Source organism: Streptomyces sp. CB01635 (assembly GCF_002803065.1).
In the GTDB taxonomy this organism is placed as follows: domain Bacteria; phylum Actinomycetota; class Actinomycetes; order Streptomycetales; family Streptomycetaceae; genus Streptomyces.
On the sequence record NZ_NNBL01000007.1, the window covers coordinates 102,181 to 128,490 of the forward strand.

The window sequence follows — 26,310 nt, forward strand, 5'->3', positions numbered from 1 at the left end:
ATCTCCACGCCCCCAGGGGCCCGAAGTGAGGCCGCGCCGAAGTATTCACGGCGCCGCGCCCCCGGGCTCACCCGTCGATACGGGGTGTGATCGTGTTGACCGTCAAACTTTTTGGTGAGACTCTGGAAGCCCCGCGCACCTTAGCTGTTTGGCATGTATGAACGGCAGCAAGACAACGAGTGCCAGGCACCGCGGGTGCGATTCCCTCACGACCCACACCGCTTCGGTCGGTCACTCATTGTGGAGGACCATCCATCATGGCAAAGGCGCTTCTCGGTTACGTCGGCGGTTCCGACCCGCGACTCCTCGCCGAGATGCGACGGCTCCAGCAGCGCGTCCAGGATCTTGAGTCCGAACTCGTTCGGATCCAGTCCGAGAACGACGCGCTCGCGGCTGCCGCTTCTCACGACTCGCTCCTCGAGAGCATCGACGTACCCCAGGCGGAGCCTGCGCTCACCTGACCACATCCCGCACACGACACCAGTGGTCAGGCAGCCCTTTCATCAAGCCGCTTGATCAGATTGCTCAGATCTGCAAGGGACGCTTTTCGCGTCCCTTCTTTCTGACTTTCCGCTCCCCGTGAGCCGCCCCGTGCCGCGCCCCCTCGAATGCCCCGCCGATGCTCCGCGCGTCGACGTCTTTCTTTAACGTCTGATGTGCCCTGCACTTTCCTGGGTGAAACCGCGGGTTCATGGAGTGAGACACGCGTGGCGGGTAGAGTCCGGCGGCGTGCACCTCAAGGCCCTGACCCTGCGCGGGTTCAAATCGTTCGCCTCGGCCACCACATTGCGGTTCGAGCCGGGCATCACCTGCGTCGTCGGCCCCAATGGCTCGGGCAAGTCCAATGTCGTGGACGCCCTCAGCTGGGTCATGGGCGAGCAGGGTGCGAAGTCGCTGCGCGGCGGCAAGATGGAGGACGTCATCTTCGCCGGCACGACCGGGCGCCCGCCGCTCGGCCGCGCCGAGGTGTCGCTGACCATCGACAACTCCGACGGCGCGCTGCCCATCGAGTACGCCGAGGTCACCATCACGCGGATCATGTTCCGCAACGGCGGCAGCGAATACCAGATCAACGGCGACACGTGCAGGCTGCTCGACATCCAGGAGTTGCTGTCCGACTCCGGTATCGGGCGCGAGATGCATGTCATCGTCGGGCAGGGCCAGCTCGACTCCGTGCTCCACGCCGACCCGATGGGGCGCAGGGCGTTCATCGAGGAGGCCGCCGGCGTCCTCAAGCACCGCAAGCGCAAGGAGAAGGCGCTGCGGAAACTGGACGCGATGAAGGCCAATCTCGCGCGCGTGCAGGACCTTACGGACGAGTTGCGGCGGCAGTTGAAGCCGCTCGGGCGCCAGGCCGCCGTCGCGCGCCGCGCCGCCGTCATCCAGGCCGACCTGCGCGACGCGCGGCTGCGCCTCCTCGCCGACGACCTCGTACGGATGCGGGGTGCGCTGCGCGCCGAGATCGAGGACGAGGCGGCGCTCAAGGAACGCAAGGACGCCGCCGAGGCCGAGCTGAAGAAGGCACTCCAGCGTGAGGCGCTCCTGGAGGCCGAGGTCAGGCAGCTCACGCCGCGGCTCCAGCGCGCCCAGCAGACCTGGTACGAGTTGTCGCAACTGGCCGAGCGGGTGCGCGGCACCGTCTCGCTGGCCGACGCGCGGGTCAAGAGCGCGACGTCAGCCCCCGCGGAGGAGCGGCGCGGGCGTGACCCCGAGGACATGGAGCGCGAGGCCGCCCGGATCCGCGAGCAGGAGGCCGAACTGGAGGCCGCGCTCGAAGCGGCCGAGCGCGCTCTCGACGACACGGTGGCCCACCGGGCCGACCTGGAACGGGAGTTGGCGGCCGAGGAGCGCCGGCTCAAGGACGCCGCCCGGGCCATCGCCGACCGGCGCGAGGGGCTCGCGCGGCTGAACGGGCAGGTCAACGCCGCCCGTTCGCGGGCCGCCGCGGCGCAGGCCGAGATCGACCGGCTGGCCGCCACGCGGGACGAGGCGCGGGAGCGGGCCGTCGCGGCGCAGGAGGAGTACGAGCAGCTCAAGGTCGAGGTGGACGACCTCGACGCCGGGGACGCGGAGCTCGGGGACCGGCACGACGCGGCCAGGGCCGCCCTCGCCGACGCGGAGTCCGCGCTGACGGCGGCCAGGGAAGCCCTGACGTCCGCGGAGCGCAAGCGGGCCGCTGTCTCCGCCAGGCATGACGCCCTCGCGCTCGGGCTGCGCCGCAAGGACGGCACCGGCGCGCTGCTCGGGGCCCGCGACCGACTGACCGGAGTCCTCGGCCCCGCGGCCGAACTGCTCTCCGTCACCCCAGGCTTCGAGGTCCCGGTCGCCGCGGCGTTCGGCGCCGCGGCCGACGCCATCGCCGTGACCACCCCCGCCTCCGCCGCGGAAGCGATCCGCCTCCTGCGCAAACAGGACGCGGGGCGCGCGGCGCTGCTGCTGGCGGGGGAGGATTCCGCTTGGGCCGGGGGTGGGGGCGCGTCGTCGGCCGGGGGGTCGGTCGGTGGTGGGCCTGTGGCTGGTGGTGATGGTGGCGTTTCCGCGGCGGCGGCCGGCGGCATGTCCGCCTCGGCCGGGGGTTCGCCTGGTGGCGGGGCCGCGGGTGGTGGTGACGGCACTGGTGACGTACACCGTGGTGGCTCCCATCCGGCGAGTGCCGCGTCGGCGACCGGGGCGGGCGATGTCGGTGAGGGGCTCGGTGGCTCGGGGCGTGCGTACCCGGGACGGGCTGCGCGGAGTGGGGACGGGCCGCCGCTCGTGGCCGATTTCGTGCGCGGGCCCTCCGAGTTGATGCCTGCCGTGCGGCTGCTGCTGCGGGGGATCGTGGTCGTCGGGACGCTCGAGGATGCCGAGGATCTTGTCTACGCGCGGCCCGAGCTGACCGCAGTCACCGCTGAAGGGGACCTGCTCGGGGCGCACTTCGCGCAGGGCGGTTCCGCCGGTGCGCCCAGTCTTCTCGAGGTGCAGGCCTCCGTCGACGAGGCCGCGGGCGAGCTGGCCGAGCTCGGGGTCCGCTGCGAGGAGCTGGCCGAGGCGCAGCGCGCCGCGGTCGCCCGGCGCGCGGACGCCGCCGCTCTCGTGGAGGAGCTGGGGGAGCGGCGCCGGGCCGCCGACCGCGAGAAGTCGTCCGTGGCGCAGCAGCTCGGCCGTCTGTCCGGACAGGCGCGAGGCGCGGCCGGGGAGGCCGAGCGCAGCGCCGCCGCGGCCGCCAAGGCGCAGGACGCGCTGGAGAAGGCCGTAATGGACGCCGAGGAGCTGGCGGAACGGCTCGCCGTCGCCGAGGAGATGCCGGCCGACGAGGAGCCGGACACCGCGGTACGCGACCGGCTCGCCGCCGACGGGGCCAACGCCCGCCAGACCGAGATGGAGGCCCGGCTCCAGGCGCGTACGCACGAGGAGCGCGTGAAGGGCCTTGCCGGACGCGCAGATTCGCTGGACCGGGCGGCCCGCGCTGAGCGCGAGGCACGCGCGCGTGCGGAGCGGCAGCGCTCCAGGCTGCGCCACGAGGCGGCCGTGGCCGAGGCGGTGGCCTCCGGCGCCCGGCAGTTGCTCGCCCACGTCGAGGTATCCGTAGGACGGGCCGAGCAGGAGCGGGCGTCCGCCGAGAGCGCCAAGGGCGAGCGGGAGCGGGAGCTCGTCGCCGAGCGGGCCCGCGGCCGGGACCTGAAGGCGGAGCTCGACAAGCTGACGGACTCGGTGCACCGGGGCGAGGTGCTCGGCGCCGAGAAGCGGCTGCGGATCGAGCAGCTGGAGGCCAAGGCGCTGGAGGAACTCGGCGTCGAACCAGCGGGACTCGTAGCGGAGTACGGGCCGCAGCAGCCCGTACCGCCCTCGCTTCCGGCCGAGGGCGAGGAGCTGCCCGACGACCCCGAGCACCCGCGCAATCAGCCGCGGCCGTTCGTGCGCGCGGAGCAGGAGAAGCGGCTCAAGTCAGCCGAACGGGCGTATCAGCAGCTGGGAAAAGTGAATCCGCTGGCTCTGGAGGAGTTTGCCGCGCTGGAGGAGCGCCACAAGTTCCTCAGCGAGCAGCTCGAGGACCTGAAGAAGACGAGGAGCGATCTCCTTCAGGTGGTGAAGGAGGTCGACGAGCGCGTCGAGCAGGTCTTCACCGAGGCGTACCGGGACACAGCCCGAGAGTTCGAGGGTGTCTTCAGCCGGCTCTTCCCCGGCGGCGACGGACGGCTGATCCTGACCGATCCCGACAACATGCTCACCACGGGCGTCGACGTGGAGGCCCGCCCACCGGGCAAGAAGGTCAAGCGGCTCTCGCTGCTCTCCGGCGGCGAGCGCTCCCTGACCGCCGTGGCGCTGCTCGTCTCGATCTTCAAGGCGCGGCCCAGTCCCTTCTACGTGATGGACGAGGTCGAGGCCGCCCTCGACGACACCAACCTCCAGCGCCTCATCCGCATCATGCAGGAGCTCCAGGAGGCCTCCCAGCTCATCGTGATCACGCACCAGAAGCGCACGATGGAGGTCGCCGACGCGCTCTACGGGGTGTCGATGCAGGGCGACGGGGTGTCGAAGGTGATCAGTCAGCGGCTGCGCTGACCGCGCGCCGGGCCGCCCGGACATCGGTCACCGGCCCGCCCGTACCCCGTTCACCGGTGCGGCATCAGCCGCGGCGTCGGCCGCGAGACCAGTCACAAGATCACTCCCTGGCAATCGTTCAAGACTTGAATGATGTCTGTGACCAGGGCGTCTGAAGTTCACAGTTACCCCCCTCTTGACTTCGAAACTTGAAGGCATAGTCTCTGCAACGTTGCTTTTACCTTCAGGTGGTGGGCGGCGTGAAGTTGTGCGCCACTGGAAGGGCTCTCACCCCCACCCCCGGCACCGTTGCCGGTGGCCCGAGGAGTAAACCGTGACCAGCACAGCGAAGCCGCCGAGCGCCCGAGAGGCTCACCCCGACCATCTCGGCCACGTCATCTTCATCACGGCGGCGGCCGCGATGGGCGGCTTTCTCTTCGGCTACGACAGTTCCGTGATCAACGGAGCCGTCGAGGCCATCCGTGACCGGTACGACATCGGCTCCGGAACGCTCGCCCAGGTCATCGCCATCGCCCTGATCGGCTGTGCGATCGGCGCGGCCACCGCCGGCCGGATCGCGGACCGCATCGGCCGTATCCGCTGCATGCAGATCGCGGCCGTCCTCTTCACGATCAGCGCCGTCGGCTCCGCACTGCCCTTCGCCCTCTGGGACCTGGCCTTCTGGCGGATCGTCGGCGGCTTCGGCATCGGCATGGCCTCCGTCATCGGCCCGGCCTACATCGCCGAGGTCTCGCCGCCCGCGTACCGCGGCCGCCTCGGCTCCTTCCAGCAGGCCGCGATCGTCGTCGGCATCGCCATCTCACAGCTCGTCAACTACGGCATCCTGCAGGCCGCCGGCGGCGACCAGCGTGGTCAGGTCCTGGGCCTCGAGGCCTGGCAGGTCATGCTCGGCGTGATGGTCATCCCGGCCGTTCTCTACGGCATGCTGTCCTTCGCGATCCCCGAGTCGCCGCGCTTCCTCATCTCGGTGGGCAAGGAGGCCAGGGCCAAGGAGATCCTCGCCGAGGTCGAGGGCACGAAGATCGACCTGGACGCCCGCGTCACCGAGATCGAGCACGCGATGAAGAGCGAGCACAAGTCCACGTTCAAGGACCTGCTCTCCGGCAAGGGCAACGGCGGTCTCTACTTCAAGCCGATCGTCTGGATCGGTATCGGCCTCTCGGTCTTCCAGCAGTTCGTCGGCATCAACGTCGCGTTCTACTACTCCTCGACGCTGTGGCAGTCGGTCGGCGTGAACCCGACGGACTCGTTCTTCTACTCGTTCACCACGTCGATCATCAACATCATCGGCACCGTGATCGCGATGCTCCTGGTGGACCGCGTCGGCCGTAAGCCGCTGGCCCTGGTCGGTTCCGTCGGCATGGTCATCGGTCTCGCGCTGGAGGCCTGGGCGTTCTCGTACGACCTGGTGGACGGCAAGCTGCCGGCCACGCAGGGCTGGGTCGCCCTGATCGCCGCCCACTTCTTCGTCCTGTTCTTCGCCCTGTCCTGGGGTGTCGTCGTCTGGGTCTTCCTCGGCGAGATGTTCCCGAACAAGATCCGCGCAGCGGCGCTCGGCGTGGCCGCGTCCGCGCAGTGGATCGCCAACTGGGCCATCACCGCGAGCTTCCCGTCGCTGGCCGACTGGAACCTCTCCGGGACGTACGTCATTTACACAATCTTCGCCGCGCTCTCGATCCCCTTCGTACTCAAGTTCGTGAAGGAGACCAAGGGCAAGGCGTTGGAGGAGATGGGTTAAGTCCCCGCTGCCATCTCCTCACCCTCGTCACTGCCCCGGCTCAGACCGCACGGTCTTCGAGCCGGGGCAGTACGTTTTCGCAGAACAGATGCAGGCTGCGCCAGCCCTCGTCGACCGGCATACCGCCCGACAACGGGTGCAGCACATAGCTGTCGAGGGCCTGCTCCACGCACTCGTCGGGCGTGAGGATCCGGTAGACGCCCTCGGCGCGCAGCTCGTCGACTGTCGTAGCGCCGGACTTCACCGCCGACTTGATGTCGCCGGACTGCCAGGACGCGTACGTCCGTGCCTCGTGCAGGAAGTGCTCGCCGTGCTCGACCCAGACGCGGTCGGGGTCCTCGGCGACGTGCAGCAGCGGGGTGACCGCCGCGGGCATCATGGTCCAGCCCTCGGTGCCGTGCTCGACGAGCTGTTCCTTGTAGTACGCCTCGAGTTCGGGCAGATGCGCGCTCGGGAAGAACGGCAGGCCGAGGCGGGCCGCCCGCCGCGCCGCCGCCCGCGAGGACCCGCCGACCAGGAGCAGCGGGTGGGGCTGGGTGAACGGGCGCGGAGTGACGCGGACCGTGCGGCCGCGGAAGTCGAACTCCTCGCCCGTCCACGCCTTGAGCAGGGTGTCGAGAAGCTCGTCCTGGAGCTTGCCCCGCCGCTTCCACTCGACGTCGAACTGGCCGTACTCCTCGGGCCGGTAGCCGATTCCGGCCACGGTGACGAGCCGGCCGCCGCTGAGCAGATCGAGTACGGCGATGTCCTCCGCGAGGCGCAGCGGATCGTGCAGCGGGCCGATGATCGCGGAGACCGTGACGGCGATGCGCCGGGTCGCGCCGAAGACGGCGCCCGCGAAGGTGAAGGGCGACGGCAGCCAGTTGTTGGCGACGCCGTGGTGCTCCTCGGTCTGGACGGTGGAGATGCCGCGGTCGTCGGCGTACGCCGCCATCTCGACGGCCGCCCTGTAGCGGGCGCTCAGCGATTCGGGCGTCGCCGCAGGGTCCACGAGGTTGAAGCGCACGACCGTGACGGGCATGAGAAGTCCCCCTTCACAGGGCGGAGTTGGGCCGCTGGTGAAGGGGGACGGTAGCTGACGGAGCGTCAGACAGCCAGAGTCTCGCGCTCCTCTTCGGCGGAGATCTCGGAGGTGGCGGCGACGGCGGGCTTCGGCAGGACCACGTACAGCAGGCCGGAGATCACGATCGTGGCGACCCAGCCGAGGCCGTACTCGCCGATCGGGTTGTTGGCGGCGAGCGGGCCGGTGAACCAGTCGGACGTGGTGAACATCAGGCCCCCGAGCAGGCCGATCGCCCAGGAGGCGACGGCTGCCGGGCTGAAGCCGCCCGTGTACCAGTAGGCGCTGGTGCGCGTGGTGTCGACGAGGGCCTCGGCGTCGTACTCCTTGCGCCGCAGCATGTCGGCGCCGAAGACGCCGACCCAGGCCGAGAACGCCACCGCGAGCAGCGAGAGGAAGGCGATGAACGAGCCCATGAAGCTGGTCGCGACGAGCATCAGGATGCCGCCGAAGATCAGCGAGATGAGCGCGTTGATCGAGACGGCCCAGTGGCGCGGGACCTTGAAGCCGAGGGTCTGGGCGGTGAAGCCCGCCGAGTACATCGACATCGAGTTGATCAGCAGCATGCCGACCAGGGCGATCAGGAGGTACGGGACCGCGATCCACAGCGGCAGGATCTCGCCGAGGAAGGAGACCGGGTCGGCGGCCGAGGCCAGGTCGGGCGTGGAGACCGCCATGACGGCGCCCATCAGGACCATCGGCAGGACGACGATGCCGGCGCCGCCGACCGAGTTGCGCACGATCGCGACCGACGAGGCCGTGCGCGGCAGGTAGCGCGTGAAGTCCGGCGACGAGGGGATCCAGCTGACGCCGCCCGCGGCGATCAGGCCGATACCGGCGACCATCAGCGACATCTTGCCCGCGGGCTGGTCGAAGACGCGGGTCCAGTCGGTGTTGGCGATCAGGTAGGCCAGCACGAGGACCGAGAAGAGACCGAAGAGGTACGTCGCGTACTTGTTGCACTTCTGTACGGCGTTGATCCCGAGGCCGGAGATCACGAACGTCGTGACGACGAAGAGCAGCAGCGTGACGATCACCAGGACGTTGTTGCTCTTCACGCCGAAGAGGATGTCCAGGACGGTGAGCACGGCGTAGGCGCCGGTCACCGCGTTGATCGTCTCCCAGCCCCAGCGGGCGACCCAGATGAGCGAGCCCGGCAGCAGGTTGCCGCGCTGGCCGAAGACCGCGCGCGACAGGGCCATGCCCGGCGCACCGCCGCGCTTGCCGGCGATGCCGATCAGGCCGACGAGGCCGTACGAGACAATGGGGGCGGCGATCGCGACGACGAGTGCCTGCCAGAAGTTGAGCTTGTACGAGACGACCAGACTCGCGCCCATCGTGAGCAGCAGCACACTGATGTTGGCGGCGACCCAGGTGGGGAACAGCTCACGGGTCCTGGCGGTGCGCTCGGACTCGGGGACGGGCTCGATGCCACGGGTCTCGAGTGCGCCTTCGGATTCGGCGGTCTTGCTCATGCGGTGGGGTTCCGTGCCTCTCGCTCGACTCCGTGGGTGTTGGTGGGGGAGCCGGTGGGGGGTGTGGGGAGGGGACGCTGTGGACTCTACGCGCGTTGCATCATCCTCTTCCATCGTACTTTAGTCCGAGTAATCCACTCAAGGGGCTTATGTTCTTTGGAGGAAGCCACAAGGAGGGTGCCCCCGGCGCCCATGGCTGATACTGGACCCGTTATGGAAATCGTCATCCTTGCTGTAGTCATCGCCGTGGTCGTGATCGGCGCACTCGGCGGGCTCGTGGTCGGCAGCCGCAGAAGGAAGCAGCTGCCCCCGCCGCCCCCCTCCGTGCCCGACATCACCGCCCCTCCGGCCGAGCCGCACGTCGGCGAAGAGGCCGAGACGCCGCGCGACGAACCCCGCCGCACGATCGAGGAGGTCGACCTCCCGCTCGTCGAGCCGGAGCCGTCCGCGCCCATCGCGGTGGAGGAGCCCCCGGCTCCGGCCGCGCCCGAGATCGAGGTTCCGGAGCCGACCGCGGGGCGTCTCGTGCGTCTGCGCTCCCGGCTCTCCCGCTCGCAGAACGCGCTCGGCAAGGGGCTGCTCACGCTCCTCTCGCGCGAGCACCTGGACGAGGACACCTGGGAGGAGATCGAGGACACCCTGCTCACCGCCGACGTCGGTGTGCAGCCCACGCAGGAGCTCGTCGACCGGCTGCGCGAGCGCGTCAAGGTGCTCGGCACCCGCACGCCCGACGAGCTGCGCGCGCTGCTGCGCGAGGAGCTGGTCCAGCTCCTCGTCCCGGAGTTCGACCGCTCGGTCAAGACCGACTCGAACCTCGACACCCCGGGCATCGTGATGGTCGTCGGGGTCAACGGCACCGGCAAGACCACCACCACCGGCAAGCTCGCCCGCGTCCTGGTGGCCGACGGCAGGAACGTGGTGCTCGGCGCTGCCGACACCTTCCGCGCCGCCGCCGCCGATCAGCTCCAGACCTGGGGCGAGCGGGTCGGTGCCCGCACCGTGCGCGGCCCCGAGGGCGGCGACCCCGCGTCCATCGCCTTCGACGCCGTCAAGGAGGGCATCGAGGAGGGCGCCGACGTCGTCCTCATCGACACCGCGGGCCGCCTGCACACCAAGACCGGCCTCATGGACGAGCTCGGCAAGGTCAAGCGCGTCGTCGAGAAGCACGCCCCGCTCGACGAGATCCTGCTCGTCCTCGACGCGACGACCGGGCAGAACGGCCTGGTCCAGGCCCGCGTCTTCGCCGAGGTGGTGGACATCACCGGCATCGTGCTCACCAAGCTCGACGGCACGGCCAAGGGCGGCATCGTCATCGCCGTGCAGCGCGAGCTGGGCGTGCCGGTGAAGCTGATCGGCCTGGGCGAGGGCCCCGACGACCTGGCGCCCTTCGAGCCGGAGGCGTTCGTGGACGCGCTGATCGGCGAGTAGCCGTACGACGTCTCTTCGCACATGGAAGCGCCCGCTCCTCAGGGAGCGGGCGCTTCCATGTGTGCGGGCCGCCGCTAGAGCCTGTCGTCACATTCCCGCTGCCTGGCGGCGTCCGGCACGCACTGCCCCATGGTCTCGGCTTCGCTCGAGCAGGGGGACCCCCATGCGGCGTTGCCGAAAAGCCCTGGTAGCTCCTTCGTCAAGCTCTCGGCTTCGCTCGGGCAGGGGGGTCCCCGATCGAGGACTCTCCGGCGCCTTGTGATCGCACGCACCAGACGCCGCCAGGCCCGCTCTCAGGGCGGACGACGGGAATCTGACGACCGGCCCTAGGCCGCCGGGGAGCGATGCGCCACGTACGCCAGGGTGCCGAGGACGAGGCGGGCCTGCGGGGGCTGGGTCGCCGAGTCGAGTCCGGGGGCGCGCAGCCACCGGACCGGGCCGAGGCCGCCGCGGTCGGAGGGCGGGGCGGTGATGTGGGTGCCGGGGCCGAGCGCGTGCAGGTCGAGGGCCGCGTCGTCCCAGCCCATCCGGTAGAGCAGCGAGCCGAGTTCGGCGGCGGAGCCCGGTGCGACGAAGAAGTGGGCGCGTCCCTCGGGCGTCGCCGTCACGGGGCCGAGCGGCAGGCCCATCCGCTCCAGGCGGACGAGCGCGCGACGGCCGGCCGCCTCGGGCACGTCGATGATGTCGAACGCGCTGCCGACGGGCAGCATCACCGCGGCGCCGGGGAACTGCTCCCAGGTCTCGGTCACTTCGTCGAGCGTGGCCCCCGCCGGGACGGTCGGCGCGTGGTCGATGGGGTGGGCGCCGGGTTGGATGCAGTTCGTCTTGCCGCACGAGCAGGCGCCGCCCGAGGCGCGTGCCCCCGGCACCGCGTCCCAGCCCCAGAGCCCGGTGAACTCGGCCACCGAGGTGCAGTCCGACGCGCGGCCTGAAGTGCGGCCGCGGCGCCGCGCACCGGACCGGATGTCGAGAATCCCGCGGCTGCCGCCGATCGTGAAGCCCATGCCCCCTCCAACGGGTCCTGCGCACCGGTGGTTACGAGACGGAATCGGATCGTGACCCTCTGCTTCCGCGGGGCCGTGAACCGCCGGCTCGGGGCGGCGTTCGGTAGCTTCGGGGGTGGTGCACCCGGTGCCGCACGCCCTGGCGTACACCGCTCCGCCCACTTTCGGCCGTCCTATGTCAAGTGAATCGTGTGCCGCGCTCCCCTAGTTCATTCGAAGGGGTGGCGAATGGTGGCGTTTCCGGGTTCGCCATGGCCGGAGGGGTGATCGTAGGATTACTTTCAGTACACGAGCCCCTGGGATGTGAGCACTCTTGGGTATGCCGGAGGCAAGTCGGTTTCCTGTTCGAGGAGTGACAACCACCGGACGGGCGGCCGTAGTTGACGGCATGCTGGTAGGGCTTGACGCACATCGCACCCCGCAGCAGCGGGGTGGCGAAGAGGTGGCTTCAGGGATGGGGGCGTTCCAGTGGGCGGCAGCGACGGAAGCGTGACGAACGCTGAGAAGCGCCCCAATGAGCTGCTGAGCTCGTGGTTCCTGCGCAGCGGCTGGTCGAAGGGCGAGCTGGCGCGCCAAGTGAACCGCCGGGCGCGGCAGTTGGGCGCCAATCACATCTCCACGGACACCTCGCGCGTGCGCCGCTGGCTCGACGGCGAGAACCCGCGCGAGCCGATCCCGCGGATCCTGTCCGAGCTCTTCTCCGAGCGCTTCGGCTGCGTCGTCGCGGTCGAGGACCTCGGCCTGCGCGCCGCGCACCAGTCGCCCTCCGTGTCCGGCGTCGACCTGCCGTGGACGGGCCCGCAGACGGTGGCGCTGATCGGTGAGTTCTCCCGCAGCGACCTGATGCTGGCGCGCCGCGGGTTCCTCGGCAGCGCCCTCGCGCTCTCCGCGGGCCCCGCGCTCATCGAGCCCATGCAGCGCTGGCTCGTGCCCACGCCCGGGACGCCGGTGGTGGAGCCCGACCCGGCGGCCCTGCGCCGCGGGAACCGGCTCTCGAAGCCGGAGCTCGACCTCCTGGAGTCGACGACGGTCATGTTCCGGCAGTGGGACGCGCAGTGCGGCGGCGGGCTGCGCCGAAAGGCCGTCGTCGGCCAGCTGCACGAGGTGACCGACCTGCTCCAGGAGCCCCAGCCGGCGGCCACGACGAAGCGTCTCTTCAAAGTCGCGGCCGAGCTGGCCGAGCTGGCGGGCTGGATGAGCTACGACGTGGGCCTCCAGCCCACCGCCCAGAAGTACTTCGTCCTCGCCCTGCACGCGGCCAAGGAAGCCGGCGACAAGCCGCTCGGCTCGTACGTCCTGTCCAGCATGAGCCGGCAGATGATCCACCTCGGCCGGCCCGACGACGCGCTGGAACTCGTCCATCTCGCGCAGTACGGCAGCCGCGACTGCGCGAGTCCGCGCACGCAGGCCATGCTGTATGCGATGGAGGCCCGCGCATACGCGAACATCGGGCAGCCCGGCAAGTGCAAGCGGGCCGTCCGGATGGCCGAGGAGACCTTCCACGACGCCGACGACTGGGACGACCCGGACCCCGACTGGATCCGCTTCTTCTCCGAGGCCGAGCTGCACGGGGAGAACTCCCACTCGTACCGCGACCTCGCCTATGTGGCGGGCCGCAGCCCCACGTACGCCTCCATGTCCGAGCCCGTCATGCGGCGCGCCGTCGAGCTCTTCGAGAAGGACTCCGAGCACCAGCGGTCGTACGCGCTGAACCTGATCGGGATGGCAACGGTGCATCTGCTCCAGCGCGAGCCCGAGCAGTCCACGGTGCTCGCCGAGCAGGCCATGATCATCGCCAAGAAGGTGCGCTCCGAGCGGGTCAACACCCGTATCCGCAAGACCGTGGACACCGCGGTCCGTGAGTTCGGGGACGTCGCCGAGGTCGCGCACCTCACCGACCAGCTCGCGATCCATCTTCCGGAGACCGCCGAAGCGGTCTGAACCCTTGTCCCCGGCCGCGGCCGGCCCTCCCGGACTGCCCGACTCGGCTCCCCCATTGCCAGGTCAACCGGATGGCCGCCGCGGCCGGTCTTTGTTGGTTGCGTCACGATAACGATCGCCTCACCCCGTATCAGGCAGTTCATTGACGCGTAACACGCACGACCTCTTCGTCACTGCGGCGAAACATCGAGGGGCGTCCACGGAAACGGCGCTGCACCATTCTCTTGGCGCATAACCGGCCCGCCCCTCTTGACCGCACAGGCTTCGCCCGCACGGGGCCGTACCAACGACGAGGAGACGCCGATGCCCCCAGGCATCACGCTTGCCGCAGACACGCCCACGCTGTCTGCCGCCAATACAGGGTTCATGCTGATCTGTTCCGCCCTGGTGATGATCATGACGCCGGGACTCGCCTTTTTCTACGGAGGCATGGTCCGCGTCAAGTCCACCCTGAACATGCTGATGATGAGCTTCATCAGCCTCGGGATCGTCACGATCCTGTGGGTCCTCTACGGCTTCTCCGCCGCCTTCGGCACCGACCACGGCAGCCTGATCGGCTGGTCCTCGGACTACGTCGGGCTCAGCGGCATCGGCCTGACGCAGCTGTGGGACGGCTACACCATCCCGGTCTACGTCTTCGCCGTGTTCCAGCTGATGTTCGCGATCATCACGCCCGCCCTGATAAGTGGCGCGCTCGCCGACCGCGTGAAGTTCAGCGCCTGGGCGCTGTTCATCACCCTGTGGGCGACGCTCGTGTACTTCCCCGTCGCGCACTGGGTCTGGGGCACCGGTGGCTGGGCGTTCGACCTCGGGGTCATCGACTTCGCCGGCGGCACCGCGGTCCACATCAACGCGGGTGCGGCCGCTCTCGGCGTGATCCTCGTGATCGGCAAGCGCGTCGGCTTCAAGAAGGACCCGATGCGGCCCCACTCGCTGCCGCTGGTGATGCTCGGCGCCGGTCTGCTGTGGTTCGGCTGGTTCGGGTTCAACGCGGGCTCGTGGCTCGGCAACGACGACGGTGTCGGCGCGCTGATGTTCGTCAACACGCAGGTCGCCACGGCCGCCGCCATGCTCGCCTGGCTGATCTACGAGAAGATCCGGCACGGCGCGTGCACCACCCTCGGCGCCGCCTCCGGCGCCGTCGCGGGCCTCGTCGCGATCACCCCGTCCGGCGGCTCCTGCTCGCCGCTCGGTGCGATCGCCATCGGCGTCATCGCGGGTGTCCTGTGCGCCATGGCCGTCGGCCTCAAGTACAGGTTCGGCTACGACGACTCGCTCGACGTCGTCGGCGTCCACCTCGTCGGCGGAGTCATCGGTTCGCTCCTCATCGGCTTCTTCGCCACCGGCGGCGGCCAGTCCGACGCGCAGGGCCTCTTCTACGGCGGCGGCCTGACCCAGCTGTGGAAGCAGCTCGCGGGTGTCGGCGCGGTCCTCGCGTACTCGCTCGTCGTCTCCGCGATCCTCGCCTTCCTGATCGACAAGGCGATCGGCATGCGGGTCAGCGAGGACGACGAGGTCTCCGGCATCGACCAGGTCGAGCACGCCGAGACCGCGTACGACTTCAGCGGCGCGGGCGGCGGCACGGTCCTCCGCTCGGCCGCGCCGGGCCCGGGCCCCGGCCCCGTCGACGAGTCGGCAGCGCAGACCAAGAAGGTGGACGCATGAAGCTCATCACGGCGGTCGTCAAGCCGCACCGGCTCGACGAGATCAAGGAAGCCCTCCAGGCCTTCGGCATCCAGGGCCTGACCGTCACCGAGGCCAGCGGATACGGCCGTCAGCGCGGCCACACCGAGGTCTACCGCGGCGCCGAGTACACCGTCGACCTCGTGCCGAAGATCCGCATAGAGGTCCTCGTGGAGGACGACGACGCCGAACAGCTCATCGATGTCGTGGTCAAGGCCGCCAGGACCGGCAAGATCGGGGACGGCAAGGTCTGGGCCGTTCCGGTGGAGACCGCCGTCAGGGTCCGCACCGGTGAGCGCGGGCCGGACGCGCTGTAAACGCAACAGAGGAGTCGCTGGGTGACGAGTGTGGATGCGCAGACCGGAAAAGCGGACGACAACGATTCAGCACCCAGCGGCTATGCGGCGGCCCGGCTGCGCCTCCTCCAGGACGAGGCGCAGTCCGGGCCGCCGCGCCGTTCGGCCCTCGCCGGGCTGACCGACGACTGGCTCGCCGAACTGTTCACCGCCGGGGCGCGCGAGCTGACAGGGGTGTCACTCGTCGCCGTCGGCGGCTACGGGCGCGGGGAGCTCTCCCCGCGCAGCGACCTCGATCTGCTGCTCCTGCACGACGGCAGCGCCGGCCCCGGCGCCATCGCCTCCCTCGCGGACCGCGTCTGGTACCCCGTATGGGACCTGGGGCTCGCCCTCGACCACTCCGTCCGTACCCCGGCGGAGGCGCGTAAGACGGCGGGCGAGGACCTCAAGGTGCAGCTCGGCCTCCTCGACGCCCGGCACATCGCCGGCGACCTCGGCCTGACGGCGGGCATGCGCACCGCCGTCCTCGCCGACTGGCGCAACCAGGCGCCCAAACGCCTGCCCGAACTGCGCGACCTGTGCGACGAACGGGCCGAACGCCAGGGTGAGTTGCAGTACCTGCTCGAACCCGACCTCAAGGAGGCCAGGGGCGGCCTCAGGGACGCCACCGCGCTGCGCGCCGTCGCCGCGTCATGGCTCGCCGACGCCCCCAGGGAGGGCCTCGCCGACGCGCGGCGCAGACTCCTCGACGTACGGGACGCCCTGCACCTGGCCACCGGCCGCGCCACCGACCGCCTCGCCCTCCAGGAACAGGACCAGGTCGCCGCCGGACTCGGCCTCCTCGACGCCGACACCCTGCTCCGCCAGGTCTACGAGGCCGCGCGCACCGTGTCGTACGCCAGTGACGTCACCTGGCGCGAGGTGGGGCGCGTGCTCAGGTCGCGGGCCGTGCGGCCGCGGCTGCGCGCCATGCTGGGCGGCGGGAGCAAGCCCGCCACCGAGCGGTCGCCGCTCGCCGAGGGCGTCGTCGAGCAGGAGGGCGAGGCGGTCCTCGCCCGCGCGGCCAGGCCCGAGCGGGACCCCGTGCTGCCGCTGCGCGCCGCCGCGGCCGCCGCCCAGGCCGGCCTGCCGCTGTCCCTGCACGCCGTCCGCAGGATGGCCGCCGCCGCACGCCCGCTGCCCACGCCGTGGCCCGCCGAGGCCCGCGAGCAGCTCGTGACGCTGCTCGGCGCGGGCCGGCCGACCGTCGAGGTCTGGGAGGCGCTGGAGGCCGAGGGCCTGATCACGCGGCTGCTGCCCGACTGGGAGCGGGTGCGGTGCAGGCCCCAGCGCAACGCCGTGCACACCTGGACGGTCGACCGGCACCTCGTCGAGACCGCCGTGCGCGCCGCCGAACTCACGCGCCGCGTCGGCCGCCCCGACCTGCTGCTCGTCGCCGCGCTCCTGCACGACATCGGCAAGGGCTGGCCCGGCGACCACTCCGTGGCCGGCGAGATCATCGCGAAGGACGTGGCCGCGCGCATCGGCTTCGACCGCGCGGACGTCGCCGTCGTCGCCACCCTCGTACGCCACCATCTGCTGCTCATCGAGTCGGCGACGCGGCGCGATCTGGACGACCCGGCGACGGTGCGGGCCGTCGCGGACGCGGTCGGGTCCGTGGGGACGCTCGAACTGCTGCATGCGCTGACGGAGGCGGACGCGCTCGCCACCGGGCCCGCGGCCTGGTCCGCGTGGCGCGGGTCGCTCGTCACCGACCTGGTCAAGCGGGTCGCCGCCGTCCTCGCGGGGGAGGACCCCGGCGACGGCGACGGCCCCGCCGCGGCCGAGCCGACCGCCGAACAGGAGCGGCTGGCCGTCGAGGCCTTCCGCACGGGCGGCCCGGTGCTGTCCCTGCGCGCGCAGACCGAGGCCCCCGCCGACCGGGACGCGGAGGGCACCGAGGCCGCGCCCGCCGATCCGGAGCCCCTCGGCGTCGAACTGCTGATCGCCGTCCCCGACCAGCCCGGCGTGCTGCCCGCCGTCGCCGGGGTGCTCGCCATGCACCGGCTCGCGGTCCGCACGGCGGAGCTGCGCGCCCTCGACCTGCCCGCCCAGATGCCGGGCTCGGTCCTGCTCCTCGACTGGCGGGTCGCCGCCGAGTACGGGTCCCTGCCCCAGGCCGCACGGCTGCGCGCGGATCTCGTACGGGCCCTCGACGGCTCCCTGGACATCGCCGCCCGGCTCGCCGAGCGGGACGCCGCCTATCCGCGACGGCGCGGCACCGTCGCGCCGCCGCCCCGGGTGACGGTCGCCCCCGCCGCCTCGCGGCACGCGACGGTGATCGAGGTGCGGGCACAGGACGCACCGGGCCTGCTGCACCGCATCGGCCGGGCGCTCGAGACGGCGGACGTACGGGTGCGGTCCGCGCATGTGTCGACCCTCGGGGCGAACGCGGTCGACGCGTTCTATGTCACGGGCGCCGAGGGAACGCCGCTCCCCGCGGCGGACGCGGCCGCTGTGGCGGGCGCGCTGGAAGGGGCTCTGCGGGGGTAGCGGGGCCTGCGGGGAGACCGGCCTTTTGTGGCGCCGGTCTCTCCGGGGCGCTTCGTACGGCCTCGGGAGCGCTTCGTACGAATGGGGTGGAGACCCCACTGGACACCTCCGGATACCCTGGAGGACGACCTGTCCGCCCGCCCTTCAACCCGAGGATTCGCGACCGCCGTGTTCGACACTCTTTCCGACCGCCTCGCAGCGACATTCAAGAACCTCCGCGGCAAGGGGCGCCTCAGCGAGGCGGACATCGACGCCACGGCGCGCGAGATCCGTATCGCCCTGCTCGAAGCGGACGTGGCCCTGCCCGTCGTCCGCGCCTTCATCAAGCAGGTCAAGGAGCGTGCGGCCGGCGCGGAGGTCTCCCAGGCGCTGAACCCCGCCCAGCAGGTCATCAAGATCGTCAACGAGGAGCTCATCGGCATCCTCGGCGGCGAGACCCGGCGCCTGCGGTTCGCCAAGAACCCGCCCACCGTGATCATGCTCGCCGGTCTCCAGGGTGCCGGTAAGACGACCCTCGCCGGAAAGCTCGGCCACTGGCTGAAGGGGCAGGGCCACGCGCCGCTGCTCGTCGCCTGTGACCTCCAGCGCCCCAACGCCGTGAACCAGCTGTCCGTCGTCGCCGAGCGCGCCGGCGTGGGCATCTACGCCCCCGAGCCGGGCAACGGCGTGGGCGACCCGGTTCAGGTCGCCAAGGACTCCGTCGAGTTCGCCCGGCAGAAGCAGTACGACGTCGTCATCGTCGACACCGCCGGCCGCCTGGGTATCGACCAGGAGCTGATGCAGCAGGCCGCGGACATCCGCGACGCCGTCTCGCCCGACGAGGTCCTCTTCGTCGTCGACGCCATGATCGGTCAGGACGCGGTCAACACCGCCGAGGCCTTCCGTGACGGCGTCGGCTTCGACGGCGTGGTGCTCTCCAAGCTCGACGGTGACGCCCGTGGTGGTGCTGCCCTGTCGATCGCGCACGTCACCGGCCGCCAGGTCATGTTCGCCTCGAACGGCGAGAAGCTGGACGACTTCGACGCGTTCCACCCGGACCGCATGGCGTCCCGCATCCTCGGCATGGGCGACATGCTCACGCTGATCGAGAAGGCCGAGCAGACCTTCTCGCAGCAGGAGGCCGAGAAGATGGCCTCCAAGCTGGCCTCCAAGAAGGGCCAGGACTTCACGCTCGACGACTTCCTGGCCCAGATGGAGCAGGTCAGGAAGATGGGCTCCATCTCCAAGCTGCTCGGGATGCTGCCCGGCATGGCGCAGATGAAGGACCAGATCAACAACCTCGACGAGCGCGACGTCGACCGCACGGCCGCCATCATCAAGTCGATGACCCCGGCCGAGCGCGCGGACGCCACGATCATCAACGGCTCGCGCCGTGCCCGTATCGCCCGTGGTTCGGGCGTCGAGGTCAGCGCGGTGAAGAACCTCGTCGAGCGGTTCTTCGAGGCCCGCAAGATGATGTCCCGCATGGCCCAGGGCGGCGGCATGCCGGGGATGCCCGGGATGCCGGGCATGGGCGGCGGCCCCGGCCGGCAGAAGAAGAAGCAGAAGCAGGCCAAGGGCAAGCAGCGCTCCGGCAACCCGATGAAGCGCAAGCAGCAGGAAGAGGAAGAGGCCGCGCGCCGCGAGGCCGCCGGCCAGAGCGGGAACGCGTTCGGCCTGCCCGCCGGGGAGCAGGACAAGAACTTCGAACTGCCCGACGAGTTCAAGAAGTTCATGGGCTGACCAGCCACTTCGTAGACATGTGTAAGGGGCGCCCGCCATTGCGGGCGCCCCTTACACATGGGCGGGTCAGGCCGCCCGCGCCGCCGCCCGACTGACCTCCGTGCCGTTCGCGAGCCCCGCCGGATCGAGGCCGAGCGCCGCCGCGGCCGTCGCGCCCACGTCCGCCAGGCTGCCCGCGTCCGGCAGTAGCTCGACACCTGCCGTACCCGGGCGGTGGACGAGCACCGGCACGAACTCCCGGGTGTGGAAGGCGTGGCCGATCGTCGGGTCGTTCCCGTGGTCGCCGGTCACGATCAGCCGGTCGCCGTCCGCGTCGAGCAGGGAGACGAGCGCCGCGAGCCCCGCGTCGACCTGCTCCAGGACGTGCCCGTAGCGCTCCACGTCCTGCTGGTGCCCGGCCAGATCGCTCTCCTGCACATTGGCCACGACCAGTGCGTCGCCCTCCGCGCGGACGGCTTCCAGCGTGTGCGCGAGCACGTCCGCGGTCGGTACCGCCGGGCGCCGCACCGCGTCGTCGCAGGCCAGGATGTCCGCGGCCTTCCCGACGAGCGTGACGGGGATCCCGGCCCGCGCCGCCAGGTCCGGGAGTTGCCGCGTGTGGTCGAGGCCCGCGCCGAGATGCCGCACCTCAAGGCCACCGTTGCGGTAGAAGCCGCTCGCCGGGGTGTCCAGGCCGACCGTTCCGCCGTCCCCTTCGCGTACGAAATCGGGGAGCGGTCCGCTCGCGTGGCCGCCCACCGCGATCACCCGCGCGACGGGCGCCACCGCGCGCACCGTACGCGCGACGGAGAGGATCCCGTCGAAGCCCAGATCGTCGAGGCGGCCCGAGGCGTTCCAGTTGATACCCGGGTCGGCCTCCAGGTTGTCGTGCACGAGAACAACCCCGTCGACCACCAACAGGGGCATGTCGCCGAGGAGTTCGACCCGGTGGCCCGCGGCCTCCAGGGCCGCCGTCACCTCGTCGAGGTGGTCGCCGAGCCGCGCCACCGTGACCCGGCTGAAGTCGGCGCCCATCATCGTCTGGTGACCCGCGTACGTGTCCGCGCCGGGGTAGCCGAGCCCGGCCCGGCCCGCCGCGACCGGCAGATGGGCGCGCCGCGCGAGGTCCGGGTGCGGATGGACCAGGCCGAGCCCGAGCGCACCGAGCGCGGGCAGCCGCAGCGGACGCCCGAACGCCTCGCGGCACCGGTCGAGCACATGCCCGCAGGTGTCCGCCGCCAGGTCGCCGGGGCGCAGGGCCCCCGCGTCCGGCATGGCGCCGACACCGAATCCGTCGACGACGACGATGACGGTCTTGCTCATCACAGGGCCTTTCCTTGCGCGTCGTACAGGCCGGTCAGGCGCGGCGAACCGGACGACAGGCCCGCCACCACCGCGACCGTCGACCGGGTCACGAAGATCTGCGTACGGAACGCGAGCAGCGCCGTGTCGCCCGCCGCGGGCGCGCGGCCGGGGTCGGGCGCGTCGAGCAGCCGGTAGTAGTCGATGTTCTCCGCGGGCGCGTCCTGCACCGCAAGGCGTCGGCCCGTGCGGGGCAGCAGCGCGGACCCGATGTGCGCGCGGGGGTAGAAGCCGCCGCCGAACACGGCGGGCCGGCCGTCGGCGAGGGTGTGGGCGACCTCGGTGACGTAGACGTACGCGGGCCGCTCGGGCTGGCCGGCGTCGCGGGCATGCAGGGGCGTGGTGCCGGTGAGCGAGTGGCCCGGCTCGCCGTGGGTCGCGCCGTGCTCGGCGAGGAGCGGGAGGGTGGCCATGGAGGTGGCGCTCGGGGCGCTCAGCTTCAGGCCTTCGTGCCCGCGTGAGGTGAGCAACTCCCTTGCCTTGACAGCCAGTTCGAAGTTGTCGGTGAGGCGTGGCGTGCCCGTCGCCGGGTCGCACAGCACGCACGGGAACGCGGTGACGCCCGCGATCCGCACCCCGGGCAACTCCTCGGCGGCCGCCGCGAAGTCGTCGAGCGCGCCGAGCGGAACGCCGCCCTCCTGCCCGGGATAGACCGCACCCTCCGCCCCTTCGAGGCGTACGAGGACGTCCTGGACGAAGCCCTGCGCGCGCGCCGCGTCCGAGACCGCGCGGGCGTTGTCGACGTCGAGGACGGTCACGGTCTCCGGGCGCCAGGCCAGCATCTCGGGGAGCGAGCGGCGCGGGATCTGCACGAGGTGGCCGAGGTTTCCGGCCTGCGCGCCCGCCGCGTGCAGGGTGCGGGCCTCCTGCGCGTCGATGGCCGCGTACTTCGGGATGTGCCGGGCGATCGCCCGGATCAGCTCGGGGTTGCGGCCGAGCTGCTTCACGACGAACCAGAGGGTGAGCCCGAGCCGGTCCGCCTCGGCGGCGAGCAGCGCGGCGTTCGACTCGATCGCGTCGAGATCCATGACGTACGTGTCGGGCGGGATCGCGCCCCGCCGGTGGAGGTCGGCCGCGGCGTCGACGAGCTCGGGGTTGCGGGTGAGCAGGCTGTCGAGGAACACGGTCAGTCGTCCTTTGCGTGGTTCTGCACTGCGTTGTGGTTCTGTACTGCGTCGAGTCCGTGGCTCTGTGCCGCGTCGAGTCCGTGGTTGTGCACCGCGTCCAGGGAGCGGCGCAGGATGTCGATCACGAGGTCGGCGCCCGCCCGCATCGGATTGATCCGCACCGTCCAGTCCGCGAGTCCGGGGGAGTCGTCGAGGGACGAGCTGGACATGCGGTAGAAGAGCGGCGCGATCTCATAACGGGAGTTGGAGCCGACGGGATAGGGCGCGGCGCCGAACCGGGCGGCGACAGTGGGGAGTTGGCGCGCCACGGGCCGGTCCAGGCGTACCAGCAGGCAGCGGTCCTGCGCGTTCGCGAGCCGCACCTCGGCGACCCCGGGCACCTCACCGGCGGCGAGCCGCTCCGCGACCTGGGCGCCCACCCGCGACTGCACCGCCCACATCACCGGCACGTGCGTCAGGGCGCGCAGCACGTCCAGCGCCTGATGACCCTGGACCTGGCCGCCGCCCGAGTAGTTGTCCGCGCGGACCCGCTCGACAAGGTCACGCGCCCCGACGACGATGCCCACGCCCTCGGGCCCGTGCAGCTTGAACAGCGAGAAACAGGAGGCGTCCGCACCGAGTTCGACGCCCGACGCGGGCACACGCAGCACGGCGTAGTTGTCGTCGACGATGGTGCGCACTCCGGCCGCCCGACAGGCGGCGAGCACCCCGCCCGGGTCGTACGAGTCGCCGAGCCGCTGCCGGGTGTGCTGGACGTACGCCCACCGGAAGCGCCCCGACGCGAGGGCCTCGCGCAGCGCGCCCAGGTCGTTGAAGTCGACCTCTTCGGTGCGTACGCCGATGCCGCGCAGCGTGACCTCGGTGGTCCGGTACACCGGCGCCCGGTGGATCAGCAGCGGGTCACCCGCGCTCACCGCGGCGTTCAGCGCGGCACGGATCGCTCCGGTGCCCGCGCCCTGGACGAACGCGGCGTCCTCGGCCCCGAAGAAGTCGGCGAGCACCGCCTCCGCCTTGGCGGTCGTGCGGGGCCGGCCGAGCCCCGGCACGACGCCCGCGTCGGCGCTGAACAGCTCCTCGCCGGCGAAGTGCGCGGCGGTGCACTCGATCAGCCGGAACTGCCGGGCCATCGCCTCGTCGACCGGGATCGTGGCGAGCGGAAAGGTCTCGGGGAGCGCGGGTGCGGCCGAGTGGGTGGGCGTCATCGTCAGATCTCCTCCACGCTCGCGCCGGTCAGGAAGCGCAGCGGATTGCGGCGCGTCATCAGGTCCATCAGGCCGTCGTCCACGCCCGCGGCACGGGCCCGGGGCAGGAACGACCGGAACAGATGCCCGTAACCCTGACCGCCCTCGCGCTCCAGATAGGCGTGGCGCGAGATGTCGCAGCTGAGCAGGACACGGTCGGCGTAGCCGGCCTCCAGGAGGGCGAGCAGCAGCCGCAGCCGGATGTCGTCGCTCTGATAGCTCTCCTTGCCGACCGTGTCGAACGCGACGTACGCGCCGCTCGCGGCCAGCTCCTTGTGCACGGCCGGATCGTCGAGGAGGTCCTGGTGGCCGACCGAGATCCGGTGCGGGGCGAGGCCTTCGCCGGTGAGCAGCTCCAGCTGGGCGAGCCCGCCGCGGCCGAGCTGCGCGTGCGTGGCGACCGACAGGCCGGTGGCGACGGCGGCCCGCGCCGCCGCCCGCAGCGCACGCGACTCCGGCTCGCTGGGCACGTCACCGTGGCTGCCGACCTCGCCGAGCACGCCCGGCCGGATGCCGCTTGCGCCGAGACCGCCGTCGATCTCGCGGACCAGCGTGTCGGCCAGCTGCCCGACCTCCGCGCCGGCCAGCTCGGGCGTGTGGAACGGCTCGTAGTACCAGCCGGTGGCCGCGACGACGGCGACCTGAGCGTCCCGGGAGATCCGGGCCAGGGCGCGTGGGTCGCGCCCCATGCCGCGGCAGGTCAGCTCGATCACCAGGGAGAGGCCGAACTCCTCGCGCAGGGCGGCCAGTTCGGCCGTGACGGCCGGTCCGTGCGCCTCGGCGTCGAGGACCGCTCCGCCGTTGCCGTGCCGGTCGAGGTCGAGCACCAGATGCTCGTGGGCCAGGGCCGGGCCACGTACGGCGGTCGCGGGGAGCGGGCCGGTGACGGTGTGGATGAGGGGCGGGGTGTGCATGGTGTGGGGGGTTTCCTTCCTGGCGTACGTACCCGGCCTCAGCTCTTGATCGGGGTGAACAGGTCGAGCCAGTACAGGAGGTTGAGCAGGATGCCGCCGACGATCACCGCGGCGGGAGCGGCCGCCATCCGTACGACCGGCCGGCCCATCGCCTCGTTCAGCAGGTAGAGCCCGCCGACGACGAGGATGCCGAGACCGGCGCCCATGGCGTTGGCGGCCATCAGGGAGCCGAAGAGGATCGCCAGCTGGAGCGTGTCGGTGATGGCGCTGCGCAGATGCTCCGACGAGTCGCGCACGCTCGGCAGCCTGCCGAGGAACTTGCCGATGTAGGACAGGGCGAGCACCTCGACGGCGAAGACGGCCGCGCCGACGATGGCCGCGAGGAACGGGTTCGGCAGCAGATAGCCGATGGGGTAGACGAGCGTGAAGCCCGCGATGCCGTACGCCCCCGAGGCGAGCGCGGTCGTCGCGATCAGCGGGATGAAGCCGAACACCCGGTAGAAGTCCACCTGGGCGGCCTCGCTGTAGTGCCCCTTCGCGATCAGGAAGCTGGTGGCCTCACCACCGCCGAATATGTGCATCTGCGCGAGCACGCAGACACCCGCGCCGAGCACCATGAACAGCGGCAGGAACTTGCGCAGTCTCGCCGCGCTGGAGCTGAACAGCGACGCCATCGGGTCGTCCGCGAGGACCACTTCCTCGACGCCGCCGCCCTCGGCCCGCTCGGCCTTGCGCGCCCGGACGTCCTTGGCGATGGCGAGGCCGATGAGCATGAGGACACCGACCGCCATGGCGAGCGCGCCCGCGAACATGTGCGGCCAGATCTTCATGGTCATCACGACCAGGGCCAGTTCGAGGACGCCCGCGACGCCGCCCCACTTGCGCCCGAACTGCTTGGTGATCGCCAGCACCGGGAACAGCGTGAACAGGAACAGGATCGGCGTCGACATCTGCTGCATCGCCGTCAGGAAGTCGACCGGCAGGTCGTGGGCCACGTTGTTCGCGCCGTTCAGACCGAACACGACGACGGCGCCCCAGGCGCCGCCCAGGATCGGCGCGATCCACTTCTTCGGGGCGAGCAGCCCGAGGATGTCCGTGGGCAGGAACAGCAGCCACGGGTTGAGCACCCCGGTGGACAGGGCCATCGGCGCGCCGAGCCCGAAGATGAACCCGGCGGAGAGCCCGAAGGAGACCGCGGTGGTGGCGCTGCGGGTCGACCGGCCCTGGATGAAGTCCAGCATGAACGGGCGTACACCGTCGTTGAAGACGGCCAGTGCCATGTGCGAGATGAACGCGGTCAGCGCGCAGAGCGCGATCACGGTCAACTGCTGCGCCAGAGTGAAGTCGAGGTTCGCGCCGGCGGCGAGTGTGGTGTTCACGGGGCTCACGGGATCTCCTTCGTGCCCGGGGTGGAGGTGCCTGGTGGGGTCAGGCGCGCGCGGCGATGGCGCGGGCGATCAGCGGAGCGATGACGTCGATCTGGTCCATGGAGAAGCCGAAGACCTTCTTGCCCTGGTCGAGCAGGGAGTTGACCTCGTCCTCGGTCGGTACGGAACGCCCGAAGGTGTGGCAGGCGGGCTGTCCCATGAGCCCGACGAGGACGCCGAGCGAGGCACCGGCGCCGGTGTGACAGGTGCCGAGGTAGAAGTCGGCCTGGCCCACGCGGAGCTTCATCGCGGCGTCCATGTCGCTGGAGACGACGATGTCGACGCCGTCGAGGGCGAGCGCCTTGACGGTCCCGGCGACCTCGACCTTGCCTACGCCGCCGGTGAGGATCTTTGTCATGGAGTGGTCCTTGGGGGTCGGGAGTCGGGTGACGGATGTCCCGCCAGCACCGCAAGATGCATGGCCAGGAAGTTGACTTCGGAGTCGGGCAGGGTGGCGCCGAGCTGTTCGCGGGCGCGGGCTGCGACCTCGCGGGCGCCGGCCACGGCCCGGGGGTGGCCGGCCAGTTCCGCGGCCACCTGTTCGTCGGTGAGGAACTGCTCGATCGGCTCCCCGTCGACGAGCCGGGTCAGCGCCATCATCAGGTGGCTGGTGAGCATGCCGGCGGTCTGCTCGGTGACCTCGTTCCCGTGTTCCGCGAGGGCGATGAGCTCGGCGGTCACGAAGTCGGCGACCTCGGGCCTGACCTGGCCGCCTTCGCGGAACAGCCGGATACGGAGGGCGAGTTGGTCGTCCATGGGGTCTCCTTCCTGGCTCCATTGGCAATTCGACAATAATCAGGATTCTGGATATTCAGGTCGAGAGGGGGCCGAATCCT

General features: G+C 71.1%; 19 protein-coding genes. 9 read left to right on the forward strand and 10 right to left on the reverse strand.

Annotated elements, in window-relative coordinates; all coding sequences use genetic code 11:
* Window positions 1–257: 257 nt before the first annotated feature.
* The 3 genes from CG723_RS21200 to CG723_RS21210 all read left to right on the forward strand — a co-directional run bounded on the left by CG723_RS21200 (window position 258) and on the right by CG723_RS21210 (window position 6,283).
* Window positions 258–461, forward strand: a complete 204-nt coding sequence (locus tag CG723_RS21200; RefSeq protein ID WP_100595048.1) for a hypothetical protein — start codon at window positions 258–260, stop codon at window positions 459–461.
* 268 nt (window positions 462–729) lie between these two features.
* Window positions 730–4,545, forward strand: a complete 3,816-nt coding sequence (locus tag CG723_RS21205) for an AAA family ATPase (protein WP_100595049.1) — start codon at window positions 730–732, stop codon at window positions 4,543–4,545.
* 313 nt (window positions 4,546–4,858) lie between these two features.
* Entirely contained in the window at window positions 4,859–6,283 is a 1,425-nt protein-coding gene (locus tag CG723_RS21210) for a sugar porter family MFS transporter (protein ID WP_100595050.1), read from the forward strand.
* 40 nt (window positions 6,284–6,323) lie between these two features.
* Here the strand turns inward: CG723_RS21210 and CG723_RS21215 are convergent, their stop codons facing one another.
* Both CG723_RS21215 and CG723_RS21220 read right to left on the reverse strand, forming a co-directional pair.
* Complete coding sequence (locus tag CG723_RS21215) at window positions 6,324–7,304, reverse strand: LLM class flavin-dependent oxidoreductase (protein WP_100595051.1); 981 nt, start codon at window positions 7,302–7,304, stop codon at window positions 6,324–6,326.
* 65 nt (window positions 7,305–7,369) lie between these two features.
* Window positions 7,370–8,818 carry a cytosine permease gene (locus CG723_RS21220; protein WP_100595052.1) on the reverse strand — a complete coding sequence of 483 codons (1,449 nt, stop codon included), beginning with the start codon at window positions 8,816–8,818 and terminating at the stop codon, window positions 7,370–7,372.
* Window positions 8,819–9,031: 213 nt separating this feature from the next.
* Between CG723_RS21220 and ftsY the strand changes: the two genes are divergently transcribed.
* Window positions 9,032–10,246: a signal recognition particle-docking protein FtsY gene (ftsY, locus tag CG723_RS21225; RefSeq protein ID WP_100595053.1), complete on the forward strand. Its 1,215-nt coding sequence runs from the start codon at window positions 9,032–9,034 to the stop codon at window positions 10,244–10,246.
* Window positions 10,247–10,572: 326 nt separating this feature from the next.
* Here the strand turns inward: ftsY and CG723_RS21230 are convergent, their stop codons facing one another.
* Window positions 10,573–11,250, reverse strand: coding sequence for a bifunctional DNA primase/polymerase (locus CG723_RS21230; protein WP_100595054.1), 678 nt, complete (start codon window positions 11,248–11,250; stop codon window positions 10,573–10,575).
* A 468-nt stretch (window positions 11,251–11,718) separates the two neighbouring features.
* On the opposite strand from CG723_RS21230, the gene nsdA reads away from it, so the two are divergent.
* From nsdA to ffh, 5 genes are all read left to right on the forward strand, one after another.
* Window positions 11,719–13,191, forward strand: a complete 1,473-nt coding sequence (gene nsdA / locus CG723_RS21235; RefSeq protein ID WP_100595055.1) for a transcriptional repressor NsdA — start codon at window positions 11,719–11,721, stop codon at window positions 13,189–13,191.
* Window positions 13,192–13,494: 303 nt separating this feature from the next.
* Window positions 13,495–14,856: an ammonium transporter gene (locus CG723_RS21240; protein WP_100595056.1), complete on the forward strand. Its 1,362-nt coding sequence runs from the start codon at window positions 13,495–13,497 to the stop codon at window positions 14,854–14,856.
* Complete coding sequence (locus CG723_RS21245; protein ID WP_100595057.1) at window positions 14,853–15,191, forward strand: P-II family nitrogen regulator; 339 nt, start codon at window positions 14,853–14,855, stop codon at window positions 15,189–15,191. The genes CG723_RS21240 and CG723_RS21245 overlap by 4 nt, the downstream gene beginning before the upstream one ends.
* 30 nt (window positions 15,192–15,221) lie before the next feature.
* Window positions 15,222–17,702 carry a [protein-PII] uridylyltransferase gene (locus CG723_RS21250; RefSeq protein ID WP_442802581.1) on the forward strand — a complete coding sequence of 827 codons (2,481 nt, stop codon included), beginning with the start codon at window positions 15,222–15,224 and terminating at the stop codon, window positions 17,700–17,702.
* A 168-nt stretch (window positions 17,703–17,870) separates the two neighbouring features.
* A complete protein-coding gene (gene ffh, locus CG723_RS21255; protein ID WP_100595059.1) occupies window positions 17,871–19,424 on the forward strand; it encodes a signal recognition particle protein in 1,554 nt (517 codons plus the stop codon).
* Window positions 19,425–19,490: 66 nt separating this feature from the next.
* Here ffh and CG723_RS21260 read toward each other — a convergent pair whose 3' ends face one another.
* From CG723_RS21260 to CG723_RS21290, 7 genes are read right to left on the reverse strand one after another with little or no spacing between them, the layout of a single operon-like run.
* Entirely contained in the window at window positions 19,491–20,726 is a 1,236-nt protein-coding gene (locus CG723_RS21260; protein WP_100595060.1) for a phosphopentomutase, read from the reverse strand.
* Entirely contained in the window at window positions 20,726–21,889 is a 1,164-nt protein-coding gene (locus tag CG723_RS21265) for a YhfX family PLP-dependent enzyme (RefSeq protein ID WP_100595061.1), read from the reverse strand. The genes CG723_RS21260 and CG723_RS21265 overlap by 1 nt, the downstream gene beginning before the upstream one ends.
* A gap of 2 nt (window positions 21,890–21,891) precedes the next feature.
* Window positions 21,892–23,094 (reverse strand): aminotransferase class V-fold PLP-dependent enzyme, encoded by a 1,203-nt coding sequence (locus tag CG723_RS21270; protein WP_100595062.1) that lies wholly within the window; start codon window positions 23,092–23,094, stop codon window positions 21,892–21,894.
* Between the two features lie 2 nt (window positions 23,095–23,096).
* Window positions 23,097–24,047, reverse strand: coding sequence for a phosphotriesterase family protein (locus tag CG723_RS21275; RefSeq protein WP_100595063.1), 951 nt, complete (start codon window positions 24,045–24,047; stop codon window positions 23,097–23,099).
* Window positions 24,048–24,085: 38 nt separating this feature from the next.
* A complete protein-coding gene (locus CG723_RS21280; RefSeq protein WP_100595179.1) occupies window positions 24,086–25,426 on the reverse strand; it encodes a YhfT family protein in 1,341 nt (446 codons plus the stop codon).
* Window positions 25,427–25,475: 49 nt separating this feature from the next.
* Window positions 25,476–25,832, reverse strand: coding sequence for a DUF2620 domain-containing protein (locus tag CG723_RS21285; protein ID WP_100595064.1), 357 nt, complete (start codon window positions 25,830–25,832; stop codon window positions 25,476–25,478).
* Window positions 25,829–26,230 (reverse strand): PRD domain-containing protein, encoded by a 402-nt coding sequence (locus CG723_RS21290; protein ID WP_100595065.1) that lies wholly within the window; start codon window positions 26,228–26,230, stop codon window positions 25,829–25,831. The genes CG723_RS21285 and CG723_RS21290 overlap by 4 nt, the downstream gene beginning before the upstream one ends.
* Window positions 26,231–26,310: the final 80 nt, after the last annotated feature.